Source organism: Allobosea rubneri, from assembly GCF_032464875.1.
GTDB classification, from domain to species: domain Bacteria; phylum Pseudomonadota; class Alphaproteobacteria; order Rhizobiales; family Beijerinckiaceae; genus Allobosea; species Allobosea rubneri.
Genome location: NZ_JAWDID010000048.1, coordinates 1 through 20785, shown reverse-complemented (window position 1 = coordinate 20785; position 20785 = coordinate 1). Strand labels below are relative to the sequence as shown.

20 protein-coding genes are annotated in these 20785 nt (G+C 67.7%); 13 read left to right on the top strand and 7 right to left on the bottom strand.

Annotated features, from left to right (window positions below):
* Positions 1-114 precede the first annotated feature (114 nt).
* The gene (locus RKE40_RS22980; protein ID WP_316020534.1) at positions 115-1716 is read right to left on the bottom strand and encodes an ABC transporter substrate-binding protein; all 1602 of its coding nucleotides are present in this window, start codon (positions 1714-1716) and stop codon (positions 115-117) included.
* Between the two features lie 209 nt (positions 1717-1925).
* Here RKE40_RS22980 and RKE40_RS22975 point away from each other — a divergent pair, with 209 nt between their 5' ends.
* Positions 1926-2867: a LysR substrate-binding domain-containing protein gene (locus RKE40_RS22975; RefSeq protein WP_316020533.1), complete on the top strand. Its 942-nt coding sequence runs from the start codon at positions 1926-1928 to the stop codon at positions 2865-2867.
* A gap of 18 nt (positions 2868-2885) precedes the next feature.
* On the opposite strand, the gene RKE40_RS22970 is transcribed toward RKE40_RS22975, so the two are convergent.
* Entirely contained in the window at positions 2886-3122 is a 237-nt protein-coding gene (locus tag RKE40_RS22970) for an Lrp/AsnC ligand binding domain-containing protein (protein ID WP_066468653.1), read from the bottom strand.
* Positions 3123-3181: 59 nt separating this feature from the next.
* Complete coding sequence (locus RKE40_RS22965) at positions 3182-4006, bottom strand: alpha/beta hydrolase (protein ID WP_316020532.1); 825 nt, start codon at positions 4004-4006, stop codon at positions 3182-3184.
* A 118-nt stretch (positions 4007-4124) separates the two neighbouring features.
* Between RKE40_RS22965 and RKE40_RS22960 the strand changes: the two genes are divergently transcribed.
* The 3 genes from RKE40_RS22960 to RKE40_RS22950 are packed head-to-tail and all read left to right on the top strand — an operon-like array spanning position 4125 to position 7482.
* The gene (locus RKE40_RS22960; protein ID WP_316020531.1) at positions 4125-5129 is read left to right on the top strand and encodes an asparaginase; all 1005 of its coding nucleotides are present in this window, start codon (positions 4125-4127) and stop codon (positions 5127-5129) included.
* 59 nt (positions 5130-5188) lie between these two features.
* On the top strand, positions 5189-6865 hold the full coding sequence (locus RKE40_RS22955) for a SulP family inorganic anion transporter (protein ID WP_316020530.1): 1677 nt from the start codon (positions 5189-5191) through the stop codon (positions 6863-6865).
* Positions 6865-7482 carry a ParB-like protein gene (locus RKE40_RS22950; RefSeq protein ID WP_316020529.1) on the top strand — a complete coding sequence of 206 codons (618 nt, stop codon included), beginning with the start codon at positions 6865-6867 and terminating at the stop codon, positions 7480-7482. The genes RKE40_RS22955 and RKE40_RS22950 overlap by 1 nt, the downstream gene beginning before the upstream one ends.
* A gap of 9 nt (positions 7483-7491) precedes the next feature.
* Here the strand turns inward: RKE40_RS22950 and RKE40_RS22945 are convergent, their stop codons facing one another.
* Together RKE40_RS22945 and meaB are read right to left on the bottom strand one after the other, a co-directional pair.
* Positions 7492-8871 (bottom strand): TIGR03808 family TAT-translocated repetitive protein, encoded by a 1380-nt coding sequence (locus RKE40_RS22945; protein WP_316020528.1) that lies wholly within the window; start codon positions 8869-8871, stop codon positions 7492-7494.
* 111 nt (positions 8872-8982) lie between these two features.
* On the bottom strand, positions 8983-9957 hold the full coding sequence (meaB, locus tag RKE40_RS22940) for a methylmalonyl Co-A mutase-associated GTPase MeaB (protein WP_316020527.1): 975 nt from the start codon (positions 9955-9957) through the stop codon (positions 8983-8985).
* 125 nt (positions 9958-10082) lie between these two features.
* Between meaB and RKE40_RS22935 the strand changes: the two genes are divergently transcribed.
* Together RKE40_RS22935 and RKE40_RS22930 are read left to right on the top strand one after the other, a co-directional pair.
* A complete protein-coding gene (locus RKE40_RS22935; RefSeq protein ID WP_316020526.1) occupies positions 10083-11234 on the top strand; it encodes an alpha/beta hydrolase in 1152 nt (383 codons plus the stop codon).
* 94 nt (positions 11235-11328) lie between these two features.
* Positions 11329-12333 (top strand): alpha/beta hydrolase, encoded by a 1005-nt coding sequence (locus tag RKE40_RS22930; protein WP_316020525.1) that lies wholly within the window; start codon positions 11329-11331, stop codon positions 12331-12333.
* A gap of 3 nt (positions 12334-12336) precedes the next feature.
* Here RKE40_RS22930 and RKE40_RS22925 read toward each other — a convergent pair whose 3' ends face one another.
* A complete protein-coding gene (locus RKE40_RS22925) occupies positions 12337-12807 on the bottom strand; it encodes an Lrp/AsnC family transcriptional regulator (protein ID WP_316020524.1) in 471 nt (156 codons plus the stop codon).
* Positions 12808-12939: 132 nt separating this feature from the next.
* Here RKE40_RS22925 and RKE40_RS22920 point away from each other — a divergent pair, with 132 nt between their 5' ends.
* Complete coding sequence (locus RKE40_RS22920) at positions 12940-14223, top strand: cystathionine gamma-synthase family protein (RefSeq protein ID WP_316020523.1); 1284 nt, start codon at positions 12940-12942, stop codon at positions 14221-14223.
* Between the two features lie 141 nt (positions 14224-14364).
* The gene (locus tag RKE40_RS22915) at positions 14365-15231 is read left to right on the top strand and encodes a lytic transglycosylase domain-containing protein (protein WP_316020522.1); all 867 of its coding nucleotides are present in this window, start codon (positions 14365-14367) and stop codon (positions 15229-15231) included.
* Positions 15232-15400: 169 nt separating this feature from the next.
* On the opposite strand, the gene RKE40_RS22910 is transcribed toward RKE40_RS22915, so the two are convergent.
* Complete coding sequence (locus tag RKE40_RS22910) at positions 15401-16132, bottom strand: DUF3750 domain-containing protein (RefSeq protein ID WP_316020521.1); 732 nt, start codon at positions 16130-16132, stop codon at positions 15401-15403.
* 148 nt (positions 16133-16280) lie between these two features.
* On the opposite strand from RKE40_RS22910, the gene RKE40_RS22905 reads away from it, so the two are divergent.
* The 5 genes from RKE40_RS22905 (at position 16281) to RKE40_RS22885 (ending at position 20614) form a co-directional block, all read left to right on the top strand.
* Positions 16281-17387: a polyamine ABC transporter substrate-binding protein gene (locus RKE40_RS22905; protein ID WP_316020548.1), complete on the top strand. Its 1107-nt coding sequence runs from the start codon at positions 16281-16283 to the stop codon at positions 17385-17387.
* Positions 17384-18562, top strand: a complete 1179-nt coding sequence (locus RKE40_RS22900; RefSeq protein ID WP_316020520.1) for an ABC transporter ATP-binding protein — start codon at positions 17384-17386, stop codon at positions 18560-18562. The genes RKE40_RS22905 and RKE40_RS22900 overlap by 4 nt, the downstream gene beginning before the upstream one ends.
* Positions 18559-19458 (top strand): ABC transporter permease, encoded by a 900-nt coding sequence (locus RKE40_RS22895; protein ID WP_316020519.1) that lies wholly within the window; start codon positions 18559-18561, stop codon positions 19456-19458. Before RKE40_RS22900 ends, RKE40_RS22895 begins: the two co-directional genes overlap by 4 nt.
* A complete protein-coding gene (locus RKE40_RS22890) occupies positions 19455-20249 on the top strand; it encodes an ABC transporter permease (protein WP_316020518.1) in 795 nt (264 codons plus the stop codon). The genes RKE40_RS22895 and RKE40_RS22890 overlap by 4 nt, the downstream gene beginning before the upstream one ends.
* 101 nt (positions 20250-20350) lie before the next feature.
* Positions 20351-20614, top strand: a complete 264-nt coding sequence (locus RKE40_RS22885) for a hypothetical protein (protein ID WP_316020517.1) — start codon at positions 20351-20353, stop codon at positions 20612-20614.
* The last annotated feature ends 171 nt before the right edge of the window (positions 20615-20785 follow it).

Genomic DNA, 20785 nt, shown 5'->3' with positions numbered 1-20785 from the left:
GCCAACCGACCGGTGATCCGGCCGGATGGCGCCCTCGCATTCCAACAAGAAAAGAGTGTCGCGCCGTCCGGACCGGGCTTCAAGCGGGTCCGGACGGGCGTCGATGTGTCCGGCTTATTCCTTACGAATGCCGGTGGCGAGGGTGTACTCGTCGGTCCGGGCCTGGACCTTGACGCCCTTGCGCGAAGCCCAGGTGTTGAGCTGGTAGTGGGTCGGGATCAGGCCGACATCGTTGATGCCGATCTCCATCGCCTCGGCGAGGGCGAGGTCGCGCTTGGCGTCGTCGACCGTGCGCAGCGCCTCTTCCAGCTTGGCGTCGAAGGCCTTGTTGGAATAGCGGCCGCGATTGGTGGCCCCCATGCCCTTGGCCGGGTCGAAGGTGGCGAGCAGCGCCTTGAGCGAGTCGGAGGACTCACCCGTGCCCGCGCCCCAGCCGACGAGGATGAAGGAGAATTCCGGCACGTTGCCCTGGCCGCCCTGCGAGGCGCGGGTGAAGAAGTTCGCCGAAGGCAGCGTCTCGACCTCGGTCTCGATGCCGAGGCGCGAGAACATCTGCGCCACCGCTTCGATGATCTTGGTGTCGTTGAGGTAGCGGTTGGTCGGCCCGTGCAGCTTCATCTTGAAGCCGTTCGGATAGCCGGCCTCGGCGAGCAGCTTCTTGGCGCCGTTGAGATCATAGGCGACGGGCTTCAGCTTCTTGGAGGTGCCGAAGAAACCGTCGGGCAGGAGCTGGCCGGCGGGGATCGCCTCCTTCTCCATGATGCGGTCGACGATGGCCGGCCGGTTGATCGCCATCGACAGCGCCTGGCGGACCTTGAGGTTCTGCAGCGGGTTCTTGATCTCCGAACCGTCCTTGCCCTTGATGAAGGGCGAGACCTCGCGGAAGTGATCCATGTGGAAGTAGATCACCCGGTTCGAGACCGTGCTGGCGACGCTGAGCTTGGCGTCGCCCTTGAGGCGCGCGACGTCGGAGGTCGGGACGTTGTCGATCACGTCGACATCGCCCGCGAGCAGGGCCGCGACGCGGGTCGGGGCCGAGGTGATCATCTTGAAGGTGACCTTCGACCAGGGCTCCTTGCCGCCCCAGTAATTCTCGTTCGGCGTCAGCACGACGCGGTCGCCCGCGACATACTCGGCCTGCTTGTAGGCGCCGGTGCCGCCGGCCGCGCATTTGCCGAGGTTGAAGTCCTCGGTGGTCGTGTCCTTGCACTTCGCCGAGATGATGCCGAAGGTCGAGAGGTCGGTCGGCACCAGCGGCGCCGGCGTCGCGGTCTTCACGCGAACGGTGTGGTCGTCGACCTTGCTGAACTCTTTGCCGCGCACATAGGCGGAGAAGCTCGACGGGCTTTTCGGCACGTTCGGCGCGCGCTGCATGGTCGCGATCACGTCGTCCGCCGTGAACGGCGAGCCGTCATGGAACTTGACGTTCTTGCGCAGCTTGAATTCCCAGGTGGTGTCGTCGATCGCCTTCCAGCTCTCGGCCAGCAGCGGCTTCAGCGTCTGCTTCTCGTCCTGCCCGACCAGCGGCTCGTAGACGTGCCGTGCCAGCATGTTGTTGGGCGAGACGTTGTGATAGTGCGGGTCCATCGCGCTGAGCTCGGCCGAGATGCCGACGCGCAGTTCCTGGGCCGAGGCCGCCCCGGCGGCGACCATCACGGGTGCCGCGAGAAGCGCGGCCTTCAGGCCCTTCAGCCCGATCTTGCTGATCTTTTCCATTCTGCCCTCCCGACGGCCTGAGCCACCATCTTGAACAACTGAACCATGACTGGCGAGTCGCCGGTTGCCCGGACCTTCCCCTCCCTCGCCTTGGCGCGAACCCTAGAGCCGTTTTCTATGCTTGTAAATTATAGCCATTGGTAGACTGTATAATGTCCGCGCATATTCGAATGCGGCTTGGGGTAAACGCAGAATCGAGGGCGGTTCCGATGGAAAAGCGGGTGGCCGGCAAGGCGGGGGCAAGACAGGCGCCCAGCCTGCGCGAGCTCGAGATCCTGCAGGCGATGATCGCGACCCGGAAAACCGTGGCTGCGGCGCAGATGCTCGGCATCTCGCAGCCGGCCGTGTCGCGGGCGCTCGCAACCCTCGAGGCACATGTCGGCCGGCCGCTCTTCCTGCGCGAGGGTGGGCGGCTTGTGCCCACCGGCGACGCCTTCGCCCTCGAGGCGGAGGCGCAGCCGGTCTTCGATGCGCTGCAGCGCCTGGCGGGGTGGCCCGGGCAGACGGCGATGGCGAGCGTTCTGCGCATCGCCGCTGCGACGACGCTGGCGCAGTTCGTGCTGCCGCCGGTTTTGGCGCACTTCCGGATTCAGGAGCCGGATGTCGTCGCCAATGTCGAGATCGGCACCAGCACCTCCGTGATCGCGCTGGTTGCCGACCGCGCCGCCGATATCGGGCTGGTCGACGTGCCCGTGCCGCATATCGGCGTTCGCAACGAGGTTTTCCGCGAGGCCGTGGCGCATGTGGTGATGCCGGATGACCATCCGCTCGCCGCCCACGCAGTGATCGCGCCGCGTGACCTCGCAGACGAGCCGCTGATCGCCGCGGCGCGGCGCTTTCCGGTTCGCTTCGAGGCTGACCGGGCTTTCGCCGATGCCGGCGTCGCGCCCCGGCTGGTTGCCGAAGGGGCGACAGCGACCTTCATGGCGGAGCTGGTGCGCCAGCGCGTCGGGCTCGCGCTGCTCAACCCTTTCCCGCTGACGCTCGGCGGCATGCAGGGGCTGGCGGCGCGGCGCTTTGCGCCGCGGATCGTCTATCGCACTTCGCTGCTCTTCCCCGCGACCGGCCCGGTCGTCCCGGCGGCGCGCCGCTTCGCCGATCTTCTGCGTGCTTGGCAGCCCGAGGACGGGCTGACCACGCCGATCAGGTGAGGGGAGCGGGCAGAGGCCTCAGAACGCCTTGAAGGTGATGATGGTGTGGGTGTCGGCGATCTCGGGGATCGACTGCACCTTCTCGGCGACGAAATGGCCGATATCGACATCGGCGGCGACATGGAACTTGGCGAGGATGTCGTAATTGCCGGCGGTCGAGTAAATCTCCGAGGCGATCTCGCGATCGGCGAGTTCGCTCGCGACCTCATAGGTCTTGCCGAGCTTGCACTTGATCTCGACGAAGAAGGTCTGCATCGCGCGCTCCGGAACCCTGTGCCTTGAACCGCTTCTGGATAGAGGCTTGCGCCGGAAGATCAAGCGCCGGCGAGTGCGGCGATGCGCCGGGTCATCGCACTGTCCGGATCGGGAAGCGGCGCCAGCACGGTGAAGTGATTGGCGCCCTCGATCTCCTCATAGCGCGTCCGGACGCCGCCGAGGCCCCAGACATCTGTGATGCGCCGGCTCTGCTTGAGATATTCCTCGCTCTCCGCCCCGCCGACCACGGCGTCCATGATCAGCCCTGAAGGGGCCGGCCAGAACAGCGGGCTTTCGAGCTCGGCTCCCGCCATCGTCAGGCCGAGCGCCTTGTTGATGCTGGTCTCGGTCAGCGGCTTCAGGTTGTAGAGCCCGGAAATGCCATAGGCCGCGTGGACCAGATGGTCCGGCAGCTCGGGGTCGACATTCTTCCAGTCGGTCGCGAGCAGGCAGGCCGAAAGCTGGCCGCCGGCCGAATGTCCGGCCGCCACCACGGGCAGATTGAAGCGCCGCCAGATCGCCGCCGCAGCCTGCTGCATCTCCCAGACGATATGGCCGACCTCGACCTGCGGGCAAAGATCGTAGCCCGCGACCGCGACCGGCACGCCGAGCCGGTTCAGGCCTCGTGCCATATGCGAGAAATAGCTGGGGTCGAGCGCCTGCCAATAGCCGCCATGGACGAACAGCACGATCGCCCGGCTGTTGACCGTCTCCGGCTTGAACAGATCGTAATACTGCCGCGGGCTCTCGCCATAGCTGACGCCGAGTTCGGAGACAGCTTCGCTGCGATAGGCGGCGGCATCGGCCGCCCAGCCGGCGATCAGCGCGGGATGCTCGGGCACGCGGGCGCGGTTGTTGTACTCGGTCTCGTAGTCCTGGGACATGGCGTTCCGGCTGATGGGAGATCCCTGCCGTGGCAGGCGTTCGCCACTCTGCGTCATGGTCTTTGACAGGTCGAGCGACAAACGCGACAAACCCGGCACAGTTCCGCCGGAGGCACCCATGGACAACCCCGTTCTCGCCGAAGTGACGCGTGGCGGCGTCGTCGAATCGCGCCATCGCGGCGCCGCGATCGTCATGGATGCCGACGGTGCCGTGGTTCTGGCGCTCGGGGATGTCGAGCGGCCGGTCTTCCCGCGCTCGGCGGTCAAGGCCCTGCAGGCGCTGCCGCTGCTCGAAAGTGGCGCGGCGGACCGCTACGGGCTGACGCCGGCCGAGATCGCACTCGCCGTCGCCTCGCATTCCGGCGAGGAGGCGCATGCGCAGGCGGCGCTCGGCATGCTGCGCAAGGCGGGGCGCGAGGCCGGCTGCCTCGAATGTGGTGCGCATTGGCCGATGGGCGAGGTAGCGGCGCGCGCCCTCGCAAAAGCCGGCCGGGAGCCGACCGCACTCAACAACAACTGCTCGGGCAAGCACGCCGGCTTCGTCTGCCTCTCCTGCGGCCTCGACGAGGACCCGACCGGCTATGTGAAGCCCGGCCATGCCGTGCAGAGGGCGGTGAGGGAGGCGCTGGAGGAGACGACCGGCGCCGCCCACACCAGCGAACTTTCCGGCACCGATGGCTGCTCGATCCCGACCTATGCCGTGCCTCTGAAGGCGCTGGCGCTAGGCTTCGCCCGCTTCGGCACCGGCCATGGCTTCGGTCCGCAACGCGCCGACGCGGCGCGGCGCATCCGCGAAGCGGTGGCAGCCAATCCCTTCATGGTCGCCGGCACCGGCCGCTTCGACACCCGCTTCATGGAGAGGTTCGGGGCGCGCGCCTTCATCAAGACCGGCGCCGAGGGCGTCTATTGCGGCGCGCTGCCGGAACTGGGCTACGGCATCGCGCTGAAATGCGACGATGGCGCCGGCCGGGCCGCTGAGGTCGCGATGGGGGCGCTGATCGAGCGCCTGCTGCCGCTGGACGAGGACGGCAAGGCCGCCTTCGCCGGCTTCCGCGAAAGCGTGCTGAAGAACTGGAACGGCATCGAGGTGGGCAGGATCCGGGCGGCGGCAAACCTCGCCTGAGGCGCTTGACGGCCGCAGCGGGCCGCGCGCAGGCTCGGTCGCCCCGCCGGGTCCGTCCCATGCCGCAAGATCTCGACAAAGCCGATCGTTCCACTGTCGCCACCGGCGCGGGGCCGCTCGGCCGCGACCTGCTCGCCGGCCTGACGCTGGCGGCGATCACCATTCCCGAGCAGATGGCGACAGCGCAGCTCGGAGGCTTCGCGCCGCAGCTCGGCTTCTTCGCCTTCGTCGCGGCGACGCTGGGCTTCGCGGCCTTCGGCGCCAGCCGCGTGCTGACGGCCGGCGCCGATTCGACGATCACGCCGATCTTCGTCAGCGGCCTGGCGGCGCTTGCCGCGAGCGGCGCCATTCCGCCGGGGGCTGCCGCGCTTCTGGCGCTGCTCGTCGGCATTGCGCTGCTGATCGCCGGCGGTCTCAGGCTCGGCTGGATCGCCGACCTGCTTTCGGTGCCGGTTCTGACCGGCTTCCTCGCCGGCATCGCGGTTCATATCGCGGTCTCACAGCTTCCCGGGCTGCTCGGCATTCCCGGCGGTGGGCACCACATCGCCGGGCAGGTCCAGGCGATATGGAGCCGGATCGGCGATGCCAACCCGTTCGCTCTCGCCATCGGCCTGTTCACCCTGGCGACGATGAATCTGTGCGAGCGCCTGGCGCCCCGCCTGCCCGGCGCGCTGATCGCACTGGCGGCCGCCACCGCCGCCGTCGCGCTGTTCGGACTGGCGGCACGCGGCGTCGCGGTTCTCGGCGTCCTGCCCTCGGGATGGCCGGCACTGGCCTGGCCGCGCTTCGACTGGGCCGATTTGCGCGGCCTGGTGCCGCTGGCTCTTTTGCTCGCGCTGGTCGTGATGATGCAGACGGCGACGGTGAGCCGCTCCTTTCCCGACGGCGAAGGCGCCGAACCGCGGATCGATCGCGATTTCGTCGGCCTCGGCGCGGGCAATCTCCTCTCCGGCCTCGCCGGCGCTTTTCCGGTCAATGCCAGCCCGCCGCGCACGGCAGTGGTCGTCGAAAGCGGCGGCGCTTCGCAGCGCGCCGCGCTGCTGGCCGCCGCCATGGTGCTGGTGCTGGCGGTTGCCGGCGGCTCGCTGCTGGCGCAGGTGCCGGTCGCGGCCCTGGCCGGGGTGCTGCTCTTCATCGCCCAGCGCATTTTCCGCCTCCGGCAGATCCGCGCCATCGCGCGGCAGTCGCCGGCGGAGTTCGCACTCATCGCGCTCACCGCCGTGGCGATCATCTGGCTGCCGATCGAGACCGGCGTCGCCATCGGCATCGCACTCTCGCTGCTGCACGGCGTCTGGATGACCACGCGCAGCCGGCCGCTCGAGCTCGGGCGCCTGCCCGGGACGACGATCTGGTGGCCGCCGGGAGACGGCTATGCGACGCAGAACGAGGCTGGGGTGCTGGTCGCGGCCTTCCAGGCGCCCTTGCTCTTCGCCAATGCCGAGAGCTTCAGGCACGGCATGATGGAGCTGATCGCGCAGCGGCGGCCGGCGCTGTTCGTGCTCGAGGCCGGCGGTATCGCGGCGGTCGACTATACTGCGGCACAGGCGCTGCTCTCCCTGATACGGGACTGCCGGGAAGGCGGAACCGCCGTCGCCATTGCGCGCGTCGAGTCGGTGCGCGCGCTCGAGGCGCTTCGCCGCTTCGGCGTCATCGCCGAAATCGGCGAAGACCACCTGTTCCACAGTGTCGAGGAGGCGCTTCGGACCCTCGACCAGCACAGCGGCGGGAGGAGCTGATGAAGTTCGAGATCGAGCCGCAACTGATCGCGACGGCGATCACGGATCTGCGCCCGACCCAGTTGACCGTCGGCATGCGCGAGGTCGAGGCCAAGCGCAAACGCTGGCGCGAGGAGAGCGCCGGCAGGAACGCGCTGTTCCTGGGCGGGCACGCTGTCCCAGTCGTCCTGGGCCCCAAGAACCGGCCCTATCTGGTCGACCACCATCATCTGGCGCTCGCCCTGCACCTCGAAGGGGAGCGGCATGTCCTGACGACGCAGCTCGCCGATCTGAGCCGGCTCGACAAGCAGGCCTTCTGGACCTTCCTCGACAATCGCGGCTGGATGCACCCATTCGACGCCGAGGGGCTGCGACGCGGCTACGGCCATATTCCGCGCAGCATTTCCGATCTGGTCGACGATCCCTATCGCTCGCTTGCCGGGGCGCTGCGGCTCGCCGGCGGCTACGCCAAGACCGAGATGCCCTTCGCCGAATTTCTCTGGGCCGATCACCTGCGCCGGCGGATCAAGCGCACGACCGTGGAGGGCGCCTTCGGGAAGGCGCTGAAGCGGGCGCTGGTCGAAGCCAAGAAGAGCGATGCCGAGCACCTGCCCGGCTGGTGCGGAGCAGAGGCCTAGCCAGACGCCTCAGCCCACCGCGTTGCTCTCCACCCTGACGCCGGCGGCGCGCCGGTCTTCGGCCTTGGTCAGGTCGCCGGTGACGGCCTTGCCGTATTCGGTGCCGACGACCGCGCCGAGCTTCGCGTCGCTGATCACGTTGTTGGCGATCAGGGCGTTTCGCTCCTTCGGTACCAGCGAGACCGAGATACCGATGCCGGTCTTGCGCACCATGTTGCCGGTGGCGACGAGGTTGCGCATCCCCCAGGACCAGCCGAGCGAAATGCCGACCTCGCTGGCGTTCTCGATGACGTTGCCGGTGACGCTGGCCTCGGCCTCGACATGCACGCCCATGCCGCCGATCAGCTCCTTGCCCTTCGGCGCCAGGCCCTTCTGGGCGTTGCGGACGATGTTGTTGGCGAAGACGGACAGGCGCCCGCCATGGTCGAGATTGGTAATGTTGGCGCCCTGCGCGCAGTCCTCGACCAGGTTGCCCGCGATGATCGCGCCCTCGAAGGCGAACTCCGAATAGAGCGCGACCTCGCCGCAGCGCCGGCCCTGATTGCCAAGCATCTGCACGCCGGAGCCGGAATTGTTGCGGATGAAGGTCAGCGCGCAGTCGCGCAGCGTATTGCCCTCGATGATCACGCCGCCGGCCCGGTAGAGGCTGATGCCATTGCCGTTCGGGCCGTCGCCACCGGCATCGTTGCGGATGCGGTTGACCCGGTTGCCGCGCACAAGGCTTTGCTCGTCGCCCGCCTGGCTGCGCCAGATCTGGATGCCGTTGTTGCCGCAATCCTCGACCGTGTTGGCCTCGATCGAAAGTCCGCGCGAATCCAGCGAGAACAGGGCGGAATCGCGCATGCTGCGGAAGCGGTTGCGTTCGATGCGCCCGGCGGTGCGATTGAGCGTCAGCCCGACCGAGCCGGCATTGGTGAACTCGCAATCGGCGAGGGCGAAATCGAGCACCTCGTCCACCGCCATCAACCCGTTGCGCTGGCCGACGCGGATATCGAGGCCGTCGAGGCCGACGCCGGCGAGCGCCGCCCGCTTGATCCGGCGCGCGACGAGCAGCGGGGCAGCCTGAGCCGCGATGAACTGGGTCGCGCCCGGTACGCCGACCAGCCGCGCGCCCTCCGGCAGCACGACATTGGCGATGCGGTAGCGGCCGGGCGCGACGAGCAGCGGCGCATCGCGCTTGACCGCTTCGACGAGCGCGTTCTGCAGGGCGCGGGACTGATCGTCGGTCGAGCCCGGGCGCAGTCCGTATTGCGACGCCTCCAGGCCGAGCGAGCCGAGCGGCGTGGGGGAGGCGGCGCGCGGCGCCGACTGCGCCAAAGCGGGAGCGGCTGCGCCCGCGACTGTGCCAAACAGGGCCGTTCGCAGCAGATTTCGGCGCGAAACCGTCATGAAACCCTCCATCGGAGCGGAGGGTTTCAAGCGGCATGCCGTTCCAGCTGCGCTGCCGTCTCGCGTCCGGCTGTCCGGGGCTGGCGAGCAGGTCCGTGCTGGGTGCTGCCTTTACAGGCCGAGCGCCCGGGCGATCTCATCCGCGGCCAGCGTCGGCGTCGTCTCGCCGCTCGCCACGGCGGCTTCGAGCTTCGGCGTGCGGGCCTTCAGCGCCGGATCGTGCCTGAGCCTGGCCTGGAGCCGGTCCTGGACCATCGCCCACATCCATTTGACGTCCTGCTGGCGGCGCTTCTCGACGATCAGGCCCTTGGCTTCGAAGCGGGCACGGTGGTCCTCGATCTTCGCCCAGAGCGTGTCGAGCCCGTCGCCGGTCAGCCCGGAAATGGTCACGACCGGCGTCGACCAGAGCGCCGAGGCCGGTGCCAGGATGTGCAGCGCCGCCTTGTACTGGGCGGCAGCGGCACGCGCCACGGTTGCTCCCGCACCGTCCGCCTTGTTGACCGCGATCATGTCGGCGAGCTCGATGATGCCCTTCTTGATGCCCTGCAATTCGTCGCCGGCATTGGGCAGCATCAGCACCAGGAAGAAATCGGTGAGGTCGGCGACAGCCGTCTCCGACTGGCCGACGCCGACGGTCTCGACCAGCACCACGTCGAAGCCGGCGGCTTCGCAGAGCAGCATGGTCTCGCGCGTCTTCGCCGCGACGCCGCCGAGCGTCCCGGAGGAGGGCGAGGGCCGGATATAGGCGTTGGGATCGACCGCGAGCCGCGCCATGCGCGTCTTGTCGCCGAGAATCGAGCCGCCGGTGCGGGTCGAGGACGGGTCGACGGCCAGCACCGCGACCTTGTGGCCGAGCCCGGTCAGATAGGAGCCGAGCGCGTCGATCGTCGTCGATTTGCCGACACCGGGGACGCCCGTGATGCCGACGCGGATGGCCTTGCCGGAATGCGGCAGGAGCCTTTGCAGCAGGGCCTGCGCCAACTCGCGATGGTCGGCGCGGCGGCTCTCCGCCAGCGTGATGGCCCGCGCCAGCGCGGCGCGCTCGCCCGCCAGAATCGCATTGCCGAGCGCGTCCAGGTCGATCATGCCCTGCTGGTAGCAAGAGCCCGGCCGCGGAGGAAGGGCGCGATTGTCGGAAGCCTGTGTCCTGGCGGCACTTGATCCGCCGGCGCCACGGTGGGACGAGTCGCCGATTGGTGGAGCGTTGCCTCGTGTCGCGGTTTCGGTTGATCGTGCTGGCCTTGCTGGCCCCGCTCGCGCTCGGCGCCTGCGGCACCACGCCGCGTACCCTGGTCCTCGCCGACACGGCGCAGGGCGACACCGTCGCCAGCTTCCCGATCTTCGTCGCGACCACGCGCGCCCCGGCCGAAAAGCCGAGCTATTTCACCGGCGAGCGAGCCGCGACGCTCTCCTTCGCACGGCTGGACATGACGGTGCCGCGGGCTCACAAGCCCGGCGAGCTCGAACTCCCCGCGGTCGGCGCGAAGGCCGATCCGTCGCTGCATTTCGCGGTCAACAAGGTGACGCCGCTGGAGCGTGACCCGATCACTGCGCAGGTTCGCGCCGAACTTGCCAAGCGCAAGCCGGTCGACCGCGACGTGCTCGTCTTCGTCCACGGCTACAACACCAATTTCGCCGACGCATCCTATCGCTTCGCCCAGATCGTCCACGATGCCGGCTTCAAGGGCGTTGCGGTGCTGTTCACCTGGCCTTCGCGCGGCGAGCTGCTGCAATACCCCTATGATCGCGAGAGTGCCTTCTATTCGCGCGACTTCCTCGAGGCGGCCCTGCGTGGCATCTCGCGCGACCTCGGGGCGAGCCGGATCGATGTCCTCGCCCACTCCATGGGTACGCTGGTGACGCTGGAAGCGTTGCGCCAGGCGAAGATCCGCGGCGACGGCAGTTTCGGCGGAAAGCTGCGCAATGTCATGCTGGCCGCGCCCGATATCGATCTCGACGTGTTCAAGACGCAGATCGACGAGATCAAGCGCGACGTCACCGTCTTCGTCTCCGCCGACGACCGTGCGCTCGCCTTCTCGCGGCGCTTCGCCGGCGACAAGACCCGGCTGGGCGCGATCTCGGCCAAGGACACCGAGATCGTCGCCGATCTCGAAAAGCGTGGCGCCCACATCATCGATCTCTCGGAGATCTCGACCAGCGACCAGCTCAACCACGGCAAGTTCGCGGCCTCGCCCAAGGTCGTGCAATTGATCGGCCGCCGACTCCAGGCCGACAAGGGCATAGCGGTCGCCGGTCCCGGTTTCGGCGACAGGCTGGGCGACATCACAGGTGGCGTGGTCGGAGCCTTGGGATCGACCGTCGAGCTCGTGGTGACGGCGCCGTCGGCCATTGCCGGCCGCTGACTGGCCGTCGACGCGCCGCATTCTGGCCGCGTTGATTTGGCTTTAAGGCCAGCCGGCCCAAAAGGCCCCGCGCTCCCCAGTTCCGGAACCGTCCATGTCCGCCTCGCGGCCTGCCCTGTCTCGTCGTTCCTTCGCCGCCCTTGCCCTGCTCGGGCCGGCGCTTGCCTCCTGCGTCCAGAGCGAAGCCATGGTTTCGCCGTTCACCGGCCCGGCCGATGCATCGACCTTCGGCAAGGAGCCGCAACTGCTCGTTGCCACGACGCGCAAGCCGACGGGCGATCGGCCGCCCTATTTCGGCTCGGAACGCGGCAGCGGGCTGGTCTTCGCGGAGGCGCGGTTGTCAGCGCCGGGGCGCGGCGTCGCGGCGCAGGTCAGCTCCGTCGTCAGCGGCGACTGGGCGGTGCTCGGTGTCCAGCGGCGCAATTCGGGCGATGCGGCGCGCGCCTTCGCGGAAGCCGCCAATGGCCGCGACGTGCTGCTCTACGTGCACGGCTACAACGAGACCTTCGAGTCATCCGCCCGCAGCGCCGGCCAGCTCTCGCACAGCCTCGCCTTCGATGGTCGCACCGCGCTCTTCACCTGGCCGTCGGGCGGAGGCCTGCTCGCCTACGCCTATGACCGTGAGAGTGCGCTCTGGTCGCGCGACGGCTTCGTCCAGGCGCTGAAGGCGCTTGTCGACAACCCGATCGCCGGCCGCGTCCACATCGTCGCGCATTCGATGGGGACCTTCCTGGCGCTGGAAGGCCTGCGCGAACTGCGTGACCTGCCGGGCTTTTCCGACCGGATCGGTTCGGTGGTATTCGCTTCACCGGATGTCGATATCGACGCCTTCGAGCAGACCGTCTCCAAGCTCGGGCCGATCGCCAGGCGGATGACCGTGATCATCGACCCCGGCGACAGGGCGCTCGCCGTCTCATCGCGTATCGCTGGCGGTGTCGCCCGAGCGGGCGCGGCCGACCGGGAGCGGCTCGACCGCCTCGGTGTGCGCGTGGCCGACACGGCCGGCCGCGGCTGGAGCATGCTCCGCCACGATCTCTTCCTCTCCGACAGCGAGGTCACGCAGGTGGTCAGGCGCGCCATCGACCGCGCCGGCTCGTAAGCGTCAGAGCGGCGGCAGGCCGACCCGCTTCTTGATCGTCGCCAGCGCGAAGTTCGACTCGACCGACTGGATGCATTTCAGCCGCGTCACCTTCAGCTTCAGGAAGCGCTCATAGCCCTCGATGCCGTCGGTCAGCACGCGCAGCAGATAGTCCTGCGAGCCGGTCATCAGGTAGCATTCGGCGACTTCCGGCCAGCTTTCGACCGCCTTCTCGAACTCGGCGATGTGCTCCTGGGTCTGCTGGCTGAGCCGGACCGAGACGAAGACGCTGAAGGGCAGGCCATAGGCCTTGGGGTCGACGATTGCCGAATAGCCCTTGATCACGCCGCTCTCTTCCAGCCGCTTCAGCCGGCGCAGGCAGGGCGTCGGCGACAGCCCGACCCTCTGAGACAGATCGTGATTGGTGATGCGGCCGTCCTCCTGCAGCAGGGCGAGCATGCGGCGGTCGGTGCTGTCGAGCATGATCTGCTCCATGTGGAAGGATGATGAGCGGAATCGTGCTCAACTGATCCTTAGGATGCCCATGATCGTTCATGCAATGGCGCCCGGATCGTCATAGGCTGACGCCACGAAAGCGGTGCGGTGCACCGGCAATGGAGGCGGATCATGAGCCAGGACGACTATCACAAGGACCGGATCGCCAATCGAAAGCTCCACCCCGAGACCCTGATGATGGGCTTCGGCTATTCGCCGGCCATGTCCGAGGGTTCGCTCAAGCCGCCGGTCTTCCTGACCTCGACCTTCGTTTTCGAGAACGCCCAGCAGGGCAAGGACTTCTTCGACCTGACCGCCGGCCGCCGCCAGCTCAAGCCGGGCGAGAAATCGGGTCTGGTCTACTCGCGCTTCAACCATCCCAACATGGAGATCCTCGAGGATCGCCTGGCGATCTGGGACGAGGCCGAGAAATGCGCGGTCTTCGCCAGCGGCATGGCGGCGATCGCCACCACCTGCTTCGCCTTCCTGCGACCGGGCGACACGATCATCCACAGCCGCCCGCTCTATGGCGGCACGGAGACCCTGCTGAAGAACCAGATGGGAGCCTTCGGCGTCACGCCTTTCGGCTTCACCGACGGCGTCGATGTGACCCAGATGCGGGCTGTCGCCAAGGCCGCTGCGGCCAAGGGGCGAGTCGCGATGATCCTGGTCGAGACCCCGGCCAACCCGACCAACGGTCTGGTCGATCTCTCGGCTTGCAAGGCCATCGCTGACGAGCTGGAGAAATCACAGGGTCATCGCCCGCCGGTCGTGGTCGACAACACCATGCTCGGGCCGATCTTCCAGAAGCCGTTGAAGCACGGCGCCGACCTCTCGCTGCTCTCGCTGACCAAGTATGTCGGCGGCCACAGCGATCTCGTCGGCGGCTCGATCAGCGGTTCGGAAGCCCTGGTGCGGCAGGTCAAGGCCTGGCGCGGCTCGCTCGGCACGCAGCTCGATCCGAACTCCTGCTGGATGCTGATGCGCTCGCTGGAGACCCTCGACATCCGCATGCACCGGGCCAACGAGAACGGCCGCAAGGTCGCGGAGTACCTGCTGAACCATCCCAAGATCGCCAAGGTTCACTATCTCGGCAATCTCAAGGAGGGCGATCCGCGCAAGGCCGTGTTCGACCGGCAGTGCAGCCAGCCCGGCTCGACCTTCGCCTTCGACGTGAAGGGCGGCGAGAAGGAGGCCTTCGCGGTTCTCGACAATCTCCAGATCATGAAGCTCGCGGTCAGCCTCGGCGGTACCGAGACGCTGGTCTCGCATCCCGCTGCGATGACGCATTCCGGCGTCGCCCGCGAAATGCGCGAGGAGATCGGCCTCACCGATGCGCTGATCCGGATCTCGGTCGGCATCGAGAATATCGAGGACCTGATCTCCGATCTGGCGCAGGCGCTGGAAGCTGCGTGACGAACTGCCTGGAAACACAGCCCTCATCCTGAGGAGCAAGCTTTGCTTGCGTCTCGAAGGATGCTCCAGAAGGTTCCCCAGCCTCTTGGAGCATCCTTCGAGACACCATTCCTTACGGAATGGCTAATCAGGATGAGGGCCATGAGAATCGCCAGGCGGATTCTGACAAGGGTGGGCGGTTGCGCTGTCGTCGCGGCGGCATTCGCCGCGGCGCTGTCCTGCGGCCCGGCGCTCGCCGAACCGCAGCAGGAGAGCGTGGCGCAGACCATCTGCCGCCTGATCGAGGGGGCGGCGAAGCAGCACGAGCTGCCCGTCGCCTTCTTCACCCGGCTGATCTGGCGCGAAAGCAGCTTCCGGCCGCATGTCACGAGCCCGGCCGGAGCGCAGGGCATCGCCCAGTTCATGCCGGGGACTGCGAACGAGCGCGGCCTTGCCGACCCTTTCGACCCGGAGGCGGCGATCCCGCATTCGGCCGCCTTCCTGTCGGCGCTGAAGGCGCAGTTCGGCAATCTCGGCCTCGCCGCCGCCGCCTATAATGGCGGCCCCAACCGGCTCGCCCGCTGGGTCGCCCGTGGCGGCACGCTGCCCTACGAGACGCAGGCCTATGTCCGCTTCATCACCGGCCGTTCGGTCGAAGAATGGCGCCTCGGCCCCGGTGAAACGCCTCCGCCGGCGACCACGCAGGAAACCGACTGCCTGACGGCGGTCGCCTCGATCCGGACCACGGCTCCGGCCGTCCTCGTCGAGGGCGCCTATGGCCCCTTCGGCGTGCAGCTCTCCGGCAATCCTTCGAAGGCCCGCGCCATCGCCTCCTATCAGCGCGTCGCCGCCCGTTTCGCCTCGCTGCTTGCCGGCAAACCCACAATGGTGCTGGGCTCGGCGGTGCCGGGGCGGGGCAGGGCGCGCTACTACCGCGTCAGGCTGCCGGCCCAGAGCCTGCGCGAGGCCACCGTGACCTGCAACCGCCTGCGGCAGGCGGGCGGCGCCTGCCTGGTGCTGCGGAACTAATTTGCGACGTGGGTTTGAAGGCTGCGTCGTCCCGGCCGAAGCCGCATAGCGGCGCAGAGCCGGGACCCATGCCTGAACCTTCCTCGGCAAAGCTCCGGCATGGGTTCCGGGCCTCCCTGCGGTCGCCCGGGACGACCCGCATTCAGAGCGCGAGACCTTCGGGGGGCTGTTAGAATCCCACCCGGCCCCAGCCGGGCAGCTTCAGCGCCGGCTGGCGCAGGTCGAGGCCGGCGACGAGGCCGAGCAGGTTGATCTCGATGCCCTCGACCCAGCCGAGCGAGATGCCGGCGAGCCCGTAGAGCGAGGCCTGTATCCCGGTGCGGCTCGGCGTCCAGCCGGCATAGAGGCCGCTTTCGCGCCAGTCCTTGCCGATCGCGGTCGGCGGCAGGGCGTGGCCGAGCTCCGGAACCTCCGCCAGCACGTGCTGGACGAAGCTGTTCGAGTTCGGTCCCGGCCAGGCGGCATAGGTGCCGTATTCGCTGTAGCTGTAGCTCTTCACCGCTTCACGGATGCGCGGGATCAGCGCTGCCGCGGCCTCGCCCTTCACCTCGGCGACGAGCTCCGGGGCATTGCCGAACCAGCGCCCATCGGCCTCGCGATGGTTGACGCGCACGGGATTTCCCCAGCCAACCACGTCGAAGCGGGTATAGGCGCGCGCGCCGGCCTCCTTCACCACCACCCAGGAATGATGGGCGAAGACGCCGCGCCACCGTCCGACCCGCGCCGCGAAGACATGCACCGTCGCCTCGGGCTCGATCGCGGCGGCCGGAAGGAGGGCGGCGCTCGACCAGTCGGCCCGGCGCCAATCGGCGGCCAGGGGCTGCCAGGGCCACCAGGCCGCATGGCTGGCGAGCGGCAGCAGGAAAAGCACGGAAAAGAGGAGGAGAAAACGTCGTGTCATGCGCCGGTAGAAAATAGGGCCGAGCCTGCGCCTCGCAAGCTGTGGTCACCGCGCCAAGATCACGAAATCGAGGTTGAGCGTTTCAGACAAGCTGATAGCTTGCCGGCGCTACCACAGCATGTCCGTGAGGAGGGGCAGATTGAGTGAATTGACGTCGGTTCTAAAACGCTTCGCGACCGGTGCGGCCCTCGGGCTCGCCCTTCTCGCGGGAACCCCGGCCCAGGCGCAGGACAAGGAACTGCGCATCTACAACTGGTCCGACTACGTCAATCCGGAGGTGCTCGACGCCTTCAAGAAAGAGACCGGCATCACGGTCGTCTACGACACCTTCGACCAGATGGAGACGGTCGAGACCAAGCTTCTGGCCGGCAAGACCGGCTATGATCTCGTCGTCGTCACGGCCTCTTTCCTGCCGCGGCACATTCCGCTGGGCCTCTACACGCCGGTCGACACCGCCAAGGTGCCGAATCTCAAGAATGCCTGGCCTGAGATCCAGCAGCGGCTCTCCAAATACGACCCCGGCAACAAGTTCGCCGTGAACTACATGTGGGGCACGACCGGGATCGGCTACAACGTCGCCAAGATCAAGGAACGGCTCGGCCCCGATGCGGTGATCGATTCCTGGAGCATCCTGTTCGACGCCGAGAAGCTGAAGAAGCTCTCCAATTGCGGCGTGCACGTGCTCGACGCGGTCGAGGAGATGTTCCCGGCGGCGCTGCGCTATCTCGGGCTCGATCCCGACTCCAAGAAGGAGGCCGACCTCAACAAGGCCGGCGAATTGCTGCGCAAGATGCGCCCGCATATCCAGAAATTCCACTCCTCCGAGTACATCAACGCGCTCGCCAATGGCGATATCTGCCTGGCCGTCGGCTATTCCGGCGACATCCTGCAGGCCAAGAAGCGCGCCGAGGAAGCCAAGAACAAGGTCGAGATCGCCTATGCGATCCCGAAGGAGGGCGCGCTGATGTGGTTCGATTCCTTCGTGATCCCGAAGGATGCGGCCAATCAGGAGGCGGCGCTGAAGTTCATCGACTTCGTCAACCGGCCGGAAATGGCGGCGAAGAACTCGGACTTCATCCAGTACGCCAACGGCAACATCGCCTCGAAGCCGCTGCTCTCGGCGGCTGTGCGCGATAATCCCGGCATCTACCCGCCGGATGCCGTGATGGCGCGCCTCTACACGATCACCCCTTACGACCAGAAGACGCAGCGGGTGGTCAATCGCCTCTGGACCCGCGTCAAGAGCGGGCGGTGAACGCGCCATCCGGCGCCGCGACGCGGCGCGCCTCGCCAGGCAGCGTCCGTCGCGACTTCCAGCCCTGGAACGACCCGGCGGCGAAGCCGCTGGTCGAGTTCCGCAATGTCACCAAGCGCTTCGGCAAGGTGACCGCGGTCGATGCGCTCTCGCTTTCGATCCATGCGCGCGAGTTCTTCGCGCTGCTCGGGCCGTCGGGCTGTGGCAAGACCACGCTGATGCGCATGCTCGCCGGCTTCGAGCAGCCGGACGAGGGCGAGATCCTGCTCGACGGCGTCGACATCACCACCGTGCCGCCCCATCAGCGGCCGGTGAACATGATGTTCCAGTCCTATGCGCTGTTCCCGCATCTCTCGGTCGGCGACAACATCGCCTACGGGCTGAAGCGCGAAGGGCTGCCGAAGGCGCAGCTGCGCGAGCGGGTGGACGCGATGCTGAAGCGCGTCCGGCTGAACGGTTTCGAGGGGAGGCGGCCTGACCAGCTGTCGGGCGGTCAGCGCCAGCGCGTCGCTCTCGCTCGTGCCCTCGTCAAGCAGCCCAAGCTGCTTCTGCTCGACGAGCCCTTGGGGGCGCTCGACAAGAAGCTGCGCGAGGCGACGCAATACGAGCTGATGGACCTTCAGGCCGATCTCGGCCTGACCTTCATGGTGGTCACGCACGACCAGGACGAAGCCATGACCATGGCCGACCGCATGGCCGTGATGGATCATGGCCGGCTGCTCCAGATCGCGCCGCCCGATTTGATCTACGAGGCGCCGGCCAATCGTTTCGTCGCCGAGTTCGTCGGCGACATAAACCTGATCGAGGGCAGGGTGACCGCGGTCGAAGGAGATCTCGTCACGCTCGCGAACGAGCATGCCGGCACGATCGAGCTCGACGAGGATGCGCCCGCCTACAAGCCGGGCGACGCGCTCGCCGTTGGCCTGCGGCCCGAGAAGATCGTGCTCAGCCATGAGGAACCGCCGCAGGCGGTGAACAAGGTCGCCGGCGAGATCTGGGATATCGGCTATCTCGGCGACATGACCATGATCCAGGTGATGGTCGGCGGCGACGAGGGCAAATTGCTCAAGGTCTCGCTGACCAACCGCACTCGGCGCATCGAGCGCCCCTTCGCCTGGGAAGACAGGGTCTGGCTGTCCTGGGACGTCGAAGCCGGCATGGTGCTGGCATCGTGAGCGGCCCGGTTCCCCGAGCGGCCGGCGGGCGCGGGCTGCTCGTCGCCGCGATCCCCTATCTCTGGTTGCTCGCCTTCTTCCTGGCGCCCTTCCTCATCGTGCTGCGGATTGCGCTCTCGGACGCTGCGACCGACCAGCCGCCCTATGCGCCGCATTTTCTTGGCTTCGACGCACTTGGCGAATTCTTCGCCGGCCTCGATTTCGAGAATTTCCGCCTGCTCGGCGAGGACGCGCTCTATTGGCAGAGCTATCTCTCCTCGCTGCGCATCGCCGGGCTGACCACGCTGATCGCCCTCGCGCTCGGCTACCCGCTGGCCTACGCGATGGCGATGGCGCCGATGCGCTGGCAGGGCATCCTGCTCCTGCTCGTCATCCTGCCGTTCTGGACCTCCTTCCTGATCCGCGTCTACGCCTGGATCGGCATATTGCGGCCGGAGGGGCTGCTCGACATGGCGCTGGGCTGGCTCGGGCTCACCAGCGAGCCGCTGCGCCTGCTCAACACCGACACTGCCGTGCTGATCGGCATGGTCTATTCCTACCTGCCCTTCATGGTGCTGCCGCTCTACACCACCTTGCAGAAGCTCGACGCCACGCTGGTCGAGGCCGCCGCCGATCTCGGCGCGACGCCGCTCACCATTTTCCGCACCGTGACCCTGCCGCTATCGCTGCCGGGCATCCTCGCCGGCTCGGCTCTGGTCTTCATTCCGGCGATCGGCGAGTTCGTCATCCCCGATCTGCTCGGCGGCCCCGATACGCTGATGGTCGGCAAGGTGCTCTGGAGCGAGTTCTTCTCCAACCGCGACTGGCCGCTGGCCTCGGCGGTGGCGATCGTGCTGCTGATCGTGCTGGTGCTGCCGCTCGTGCTGCTGCAGCGGGCGGGGAGGGCGGCGCGATGAGGCGCTTCGGCAGCTTCCACCTCGCCGCGCTCGTCCTCGGCTTCGCCTTCCTCTATCTGCCGATCGTCGCGCTGATCGCCTATTCCTTCAACGCCTCGCGGCTGGTCACGGTCTGGGGCGGCTTCTCGACGCATTGGTATGTCGCGCTGTTCAACAACCAGCCGCTGCTCGATGCCGCCTGGCTGACGATCCGCGTCGCTTTGGTCTCGGCGACGCTGGCGGCCGGCCTCGGCACGCTCGCGGCGCTGGCACTGACGCGCTATCGCAGCTTCGCCGGCCGCACCCTGTTCTCCGGCATGGTGCTGGCGCCGCTTGTCATGCCGGAGGTGATCACCGGCCTGTCGCTGCTGCTGCTCTTCGTCGCCGGCGATGTCGGGCGCGGCTACTGGACCGTGGTCGTCGCCCACGCGACCTTCAGCCTCGGCTTCGCCTGCATTGTGGTGCAGGCGCGGCTCGCCGGCTTCGACCGGTCGCTGGAGGAGGCGGCGCGGGATCTCGGGGCGACGCCGGTGACGACTTTCTTCACCGTGACGCTGCCTCTGATCTGGCCGGCGGTCCTCGCCGCCTGGATGCTCGCCTTCACGCTCTCGCTCGACGATCTCGTGATCGCGAGCTTCACCAGCGGCCCGGGCGCGACGACGCTGCCGATGCGGCTCTATTCGGCGATCCGCCTCGGCGTCTCGCCCGAGATCAACGCCGCCTGCACGATCATGATCGGCGCGGTCGCGGTGGCGGTGATAGCTGCCTCGCTATTGCTCAAGCGCGAGGCGCTCGCCGGAGAGAAGGGTTAAACGGCGGGTGAACGCCGGCCTCAAGGCCGGTTCAGGGCGAGGCTGCGAAGGTCATGGCCGGAGCGGGAGAGGTCTCCCGCCATGGCACAGGACTTTTCGACATGCCCCGCAAATTCGTCGTCGCCGGTTTCGCCTCGCTGGCGCTGGCCGGCGCGGCGCTCGCCTTGTTTGGCCTCGTTGGAGGCGGCGCGGCGCAGGCCTATGACCGGTACGAGCGGCAATATGAGCGGCGCGAGCCGGGCTGGCGCCCGTCGCCGCCCGCCTTTCACGGCTATTGGGGCTATCGCCGCTGGAAGCGCTGGAACGACGAGCGACGCGACGATGCCTTTTATGGCCGACCCTATCAGGGACGCGATTGGCGCTAGCGACGAAAGCCGGCGCAGCGTGGAACCCGCGCTGGCTCTCGTCTTCACTCTGCGGCTGATTTCTGGGCGTATCCGAGTTTCTGGTTGAGCTCTTCGAGGAGCTTTTCGGCGGCGTCGGCGATGACGGTTCCGGGCGGGAAGATCGCGCTGGCGCCGGCCTCACGCAGGGTC

Bases quoted from the DNA above. Each gene is read 5' to 3' on its own strand.
- RKE40_RS22955 (WP_316020530.1), top strand. From the start codon at position 5,189: ATGCCGCAAGATCTCGACAAAGCCGATCGTTCCACTGTCGCCACCGGC.
- RKE40_RS22910 (WP_316020521.1), bottom strand. From the start codon at position 16,132: ATGACACGACGTTTTCTCCTCCTCTTTTCCGTGCTTTTCCTGCTGCCG.
- RKE40_RS22970 (WP_066468653.1), bottom strand. From the start codon at position 3,122: ATGCAGACCTTCTTCGTCGAGATCAAGTGCAAGCTCGGCAAGACCTAT.
- RKE40_RS22890 (WP_316020518.1), top strand. From the start codon at position 19,455: ATGAGGCGCTTCGGCAGCTTCCACCTCGCCGCGCTCGTCCTCGGCTTC.
- RKE40_RS22980 (WP_316020534.1), bottom strand. From the start codon at position 1,716: ATGGAAAAGATCAGCAAGATCGGGCTGAAGGGCCTGAAGGCCGCGCTT.
- RKE40_RS22885 (WP_316020517.1), top strand. From the start codon at position 20,351: ATGCCCCGCAAATTCGTCGTCGCCGGTTTCGCCTCGCTGGCGCTGGCC.
- RKE40_RS22960 (WP_316020531.1), top strand. From the start codon at position 4,125: ATGGACAACCCCGTTCTCGCCGAAGTGACGCGTGGCGGCGTCGTCGAA.
- RKE40_RS22950 (WP_316020529.1), top strand. From the start codon at position 6,865: ATGAAGTTCGAGATCGAGCCGCAACTGATCGCGACGGCGATCACGGAT.
- RKE40_RS22925 (WP_316020524.1), bottom strand. From the start codon at position 12,807: ATGGAGCAGATCATGCTCGACAGCACCGACCGCCGCATGCTCGCCCTG.
- RKE40_RS22930 (WP_316020525.1), top strand. From the start codon at position 11,329: ATGTCCGCCTCGCGGCCTGCCCTGTCTCGTCGTTCCTTCGCCGCCCTT.
- RKE40_RS22965 (WP_316020532.1), bottom strand. From the start codon at position 4,006: ATGTCCCAGGACTACGAGACCGAGTACAACAACCGCGCCCGCGTGCCC.
- RKE40_RS22945 (WP_316020528.1), bottom strand. From the start codon at position 8,871: ATGACGGTTTCGCGCCGAAATCTGCTGCGAACGGCCCTGTTTGGCACA.
- RKE40_RS22920 (WP_316020523.1), top strand. From the start codon at position 12,940: ATGAGCCAGGACGACTATCACAAGGACCGGATCGCCAATCGAAAGCTC.
- meaB (WP_316020527.1), bottom strand. From the start codon at position 9,957: ATGATCGACCTGGACGCGCTCGGCAATGCGATTCTGGCGGGCGAGCGC.
- RKE40_RS22915 (WP_316020522.1), top strand. From the start codon at position 14,365: ATGAGAATCGCCAGGCGGATTCTGACAAGGGTGGGCGGTTGCGCTGTC.
- RKE40_RS22975 (WP_316020533.1), top strand. From the start codon at position 1,926: ATGGAAAAGCGGGTGGCCGGCAAGGCGGGGGCAAGACAGGCGCCCAGC.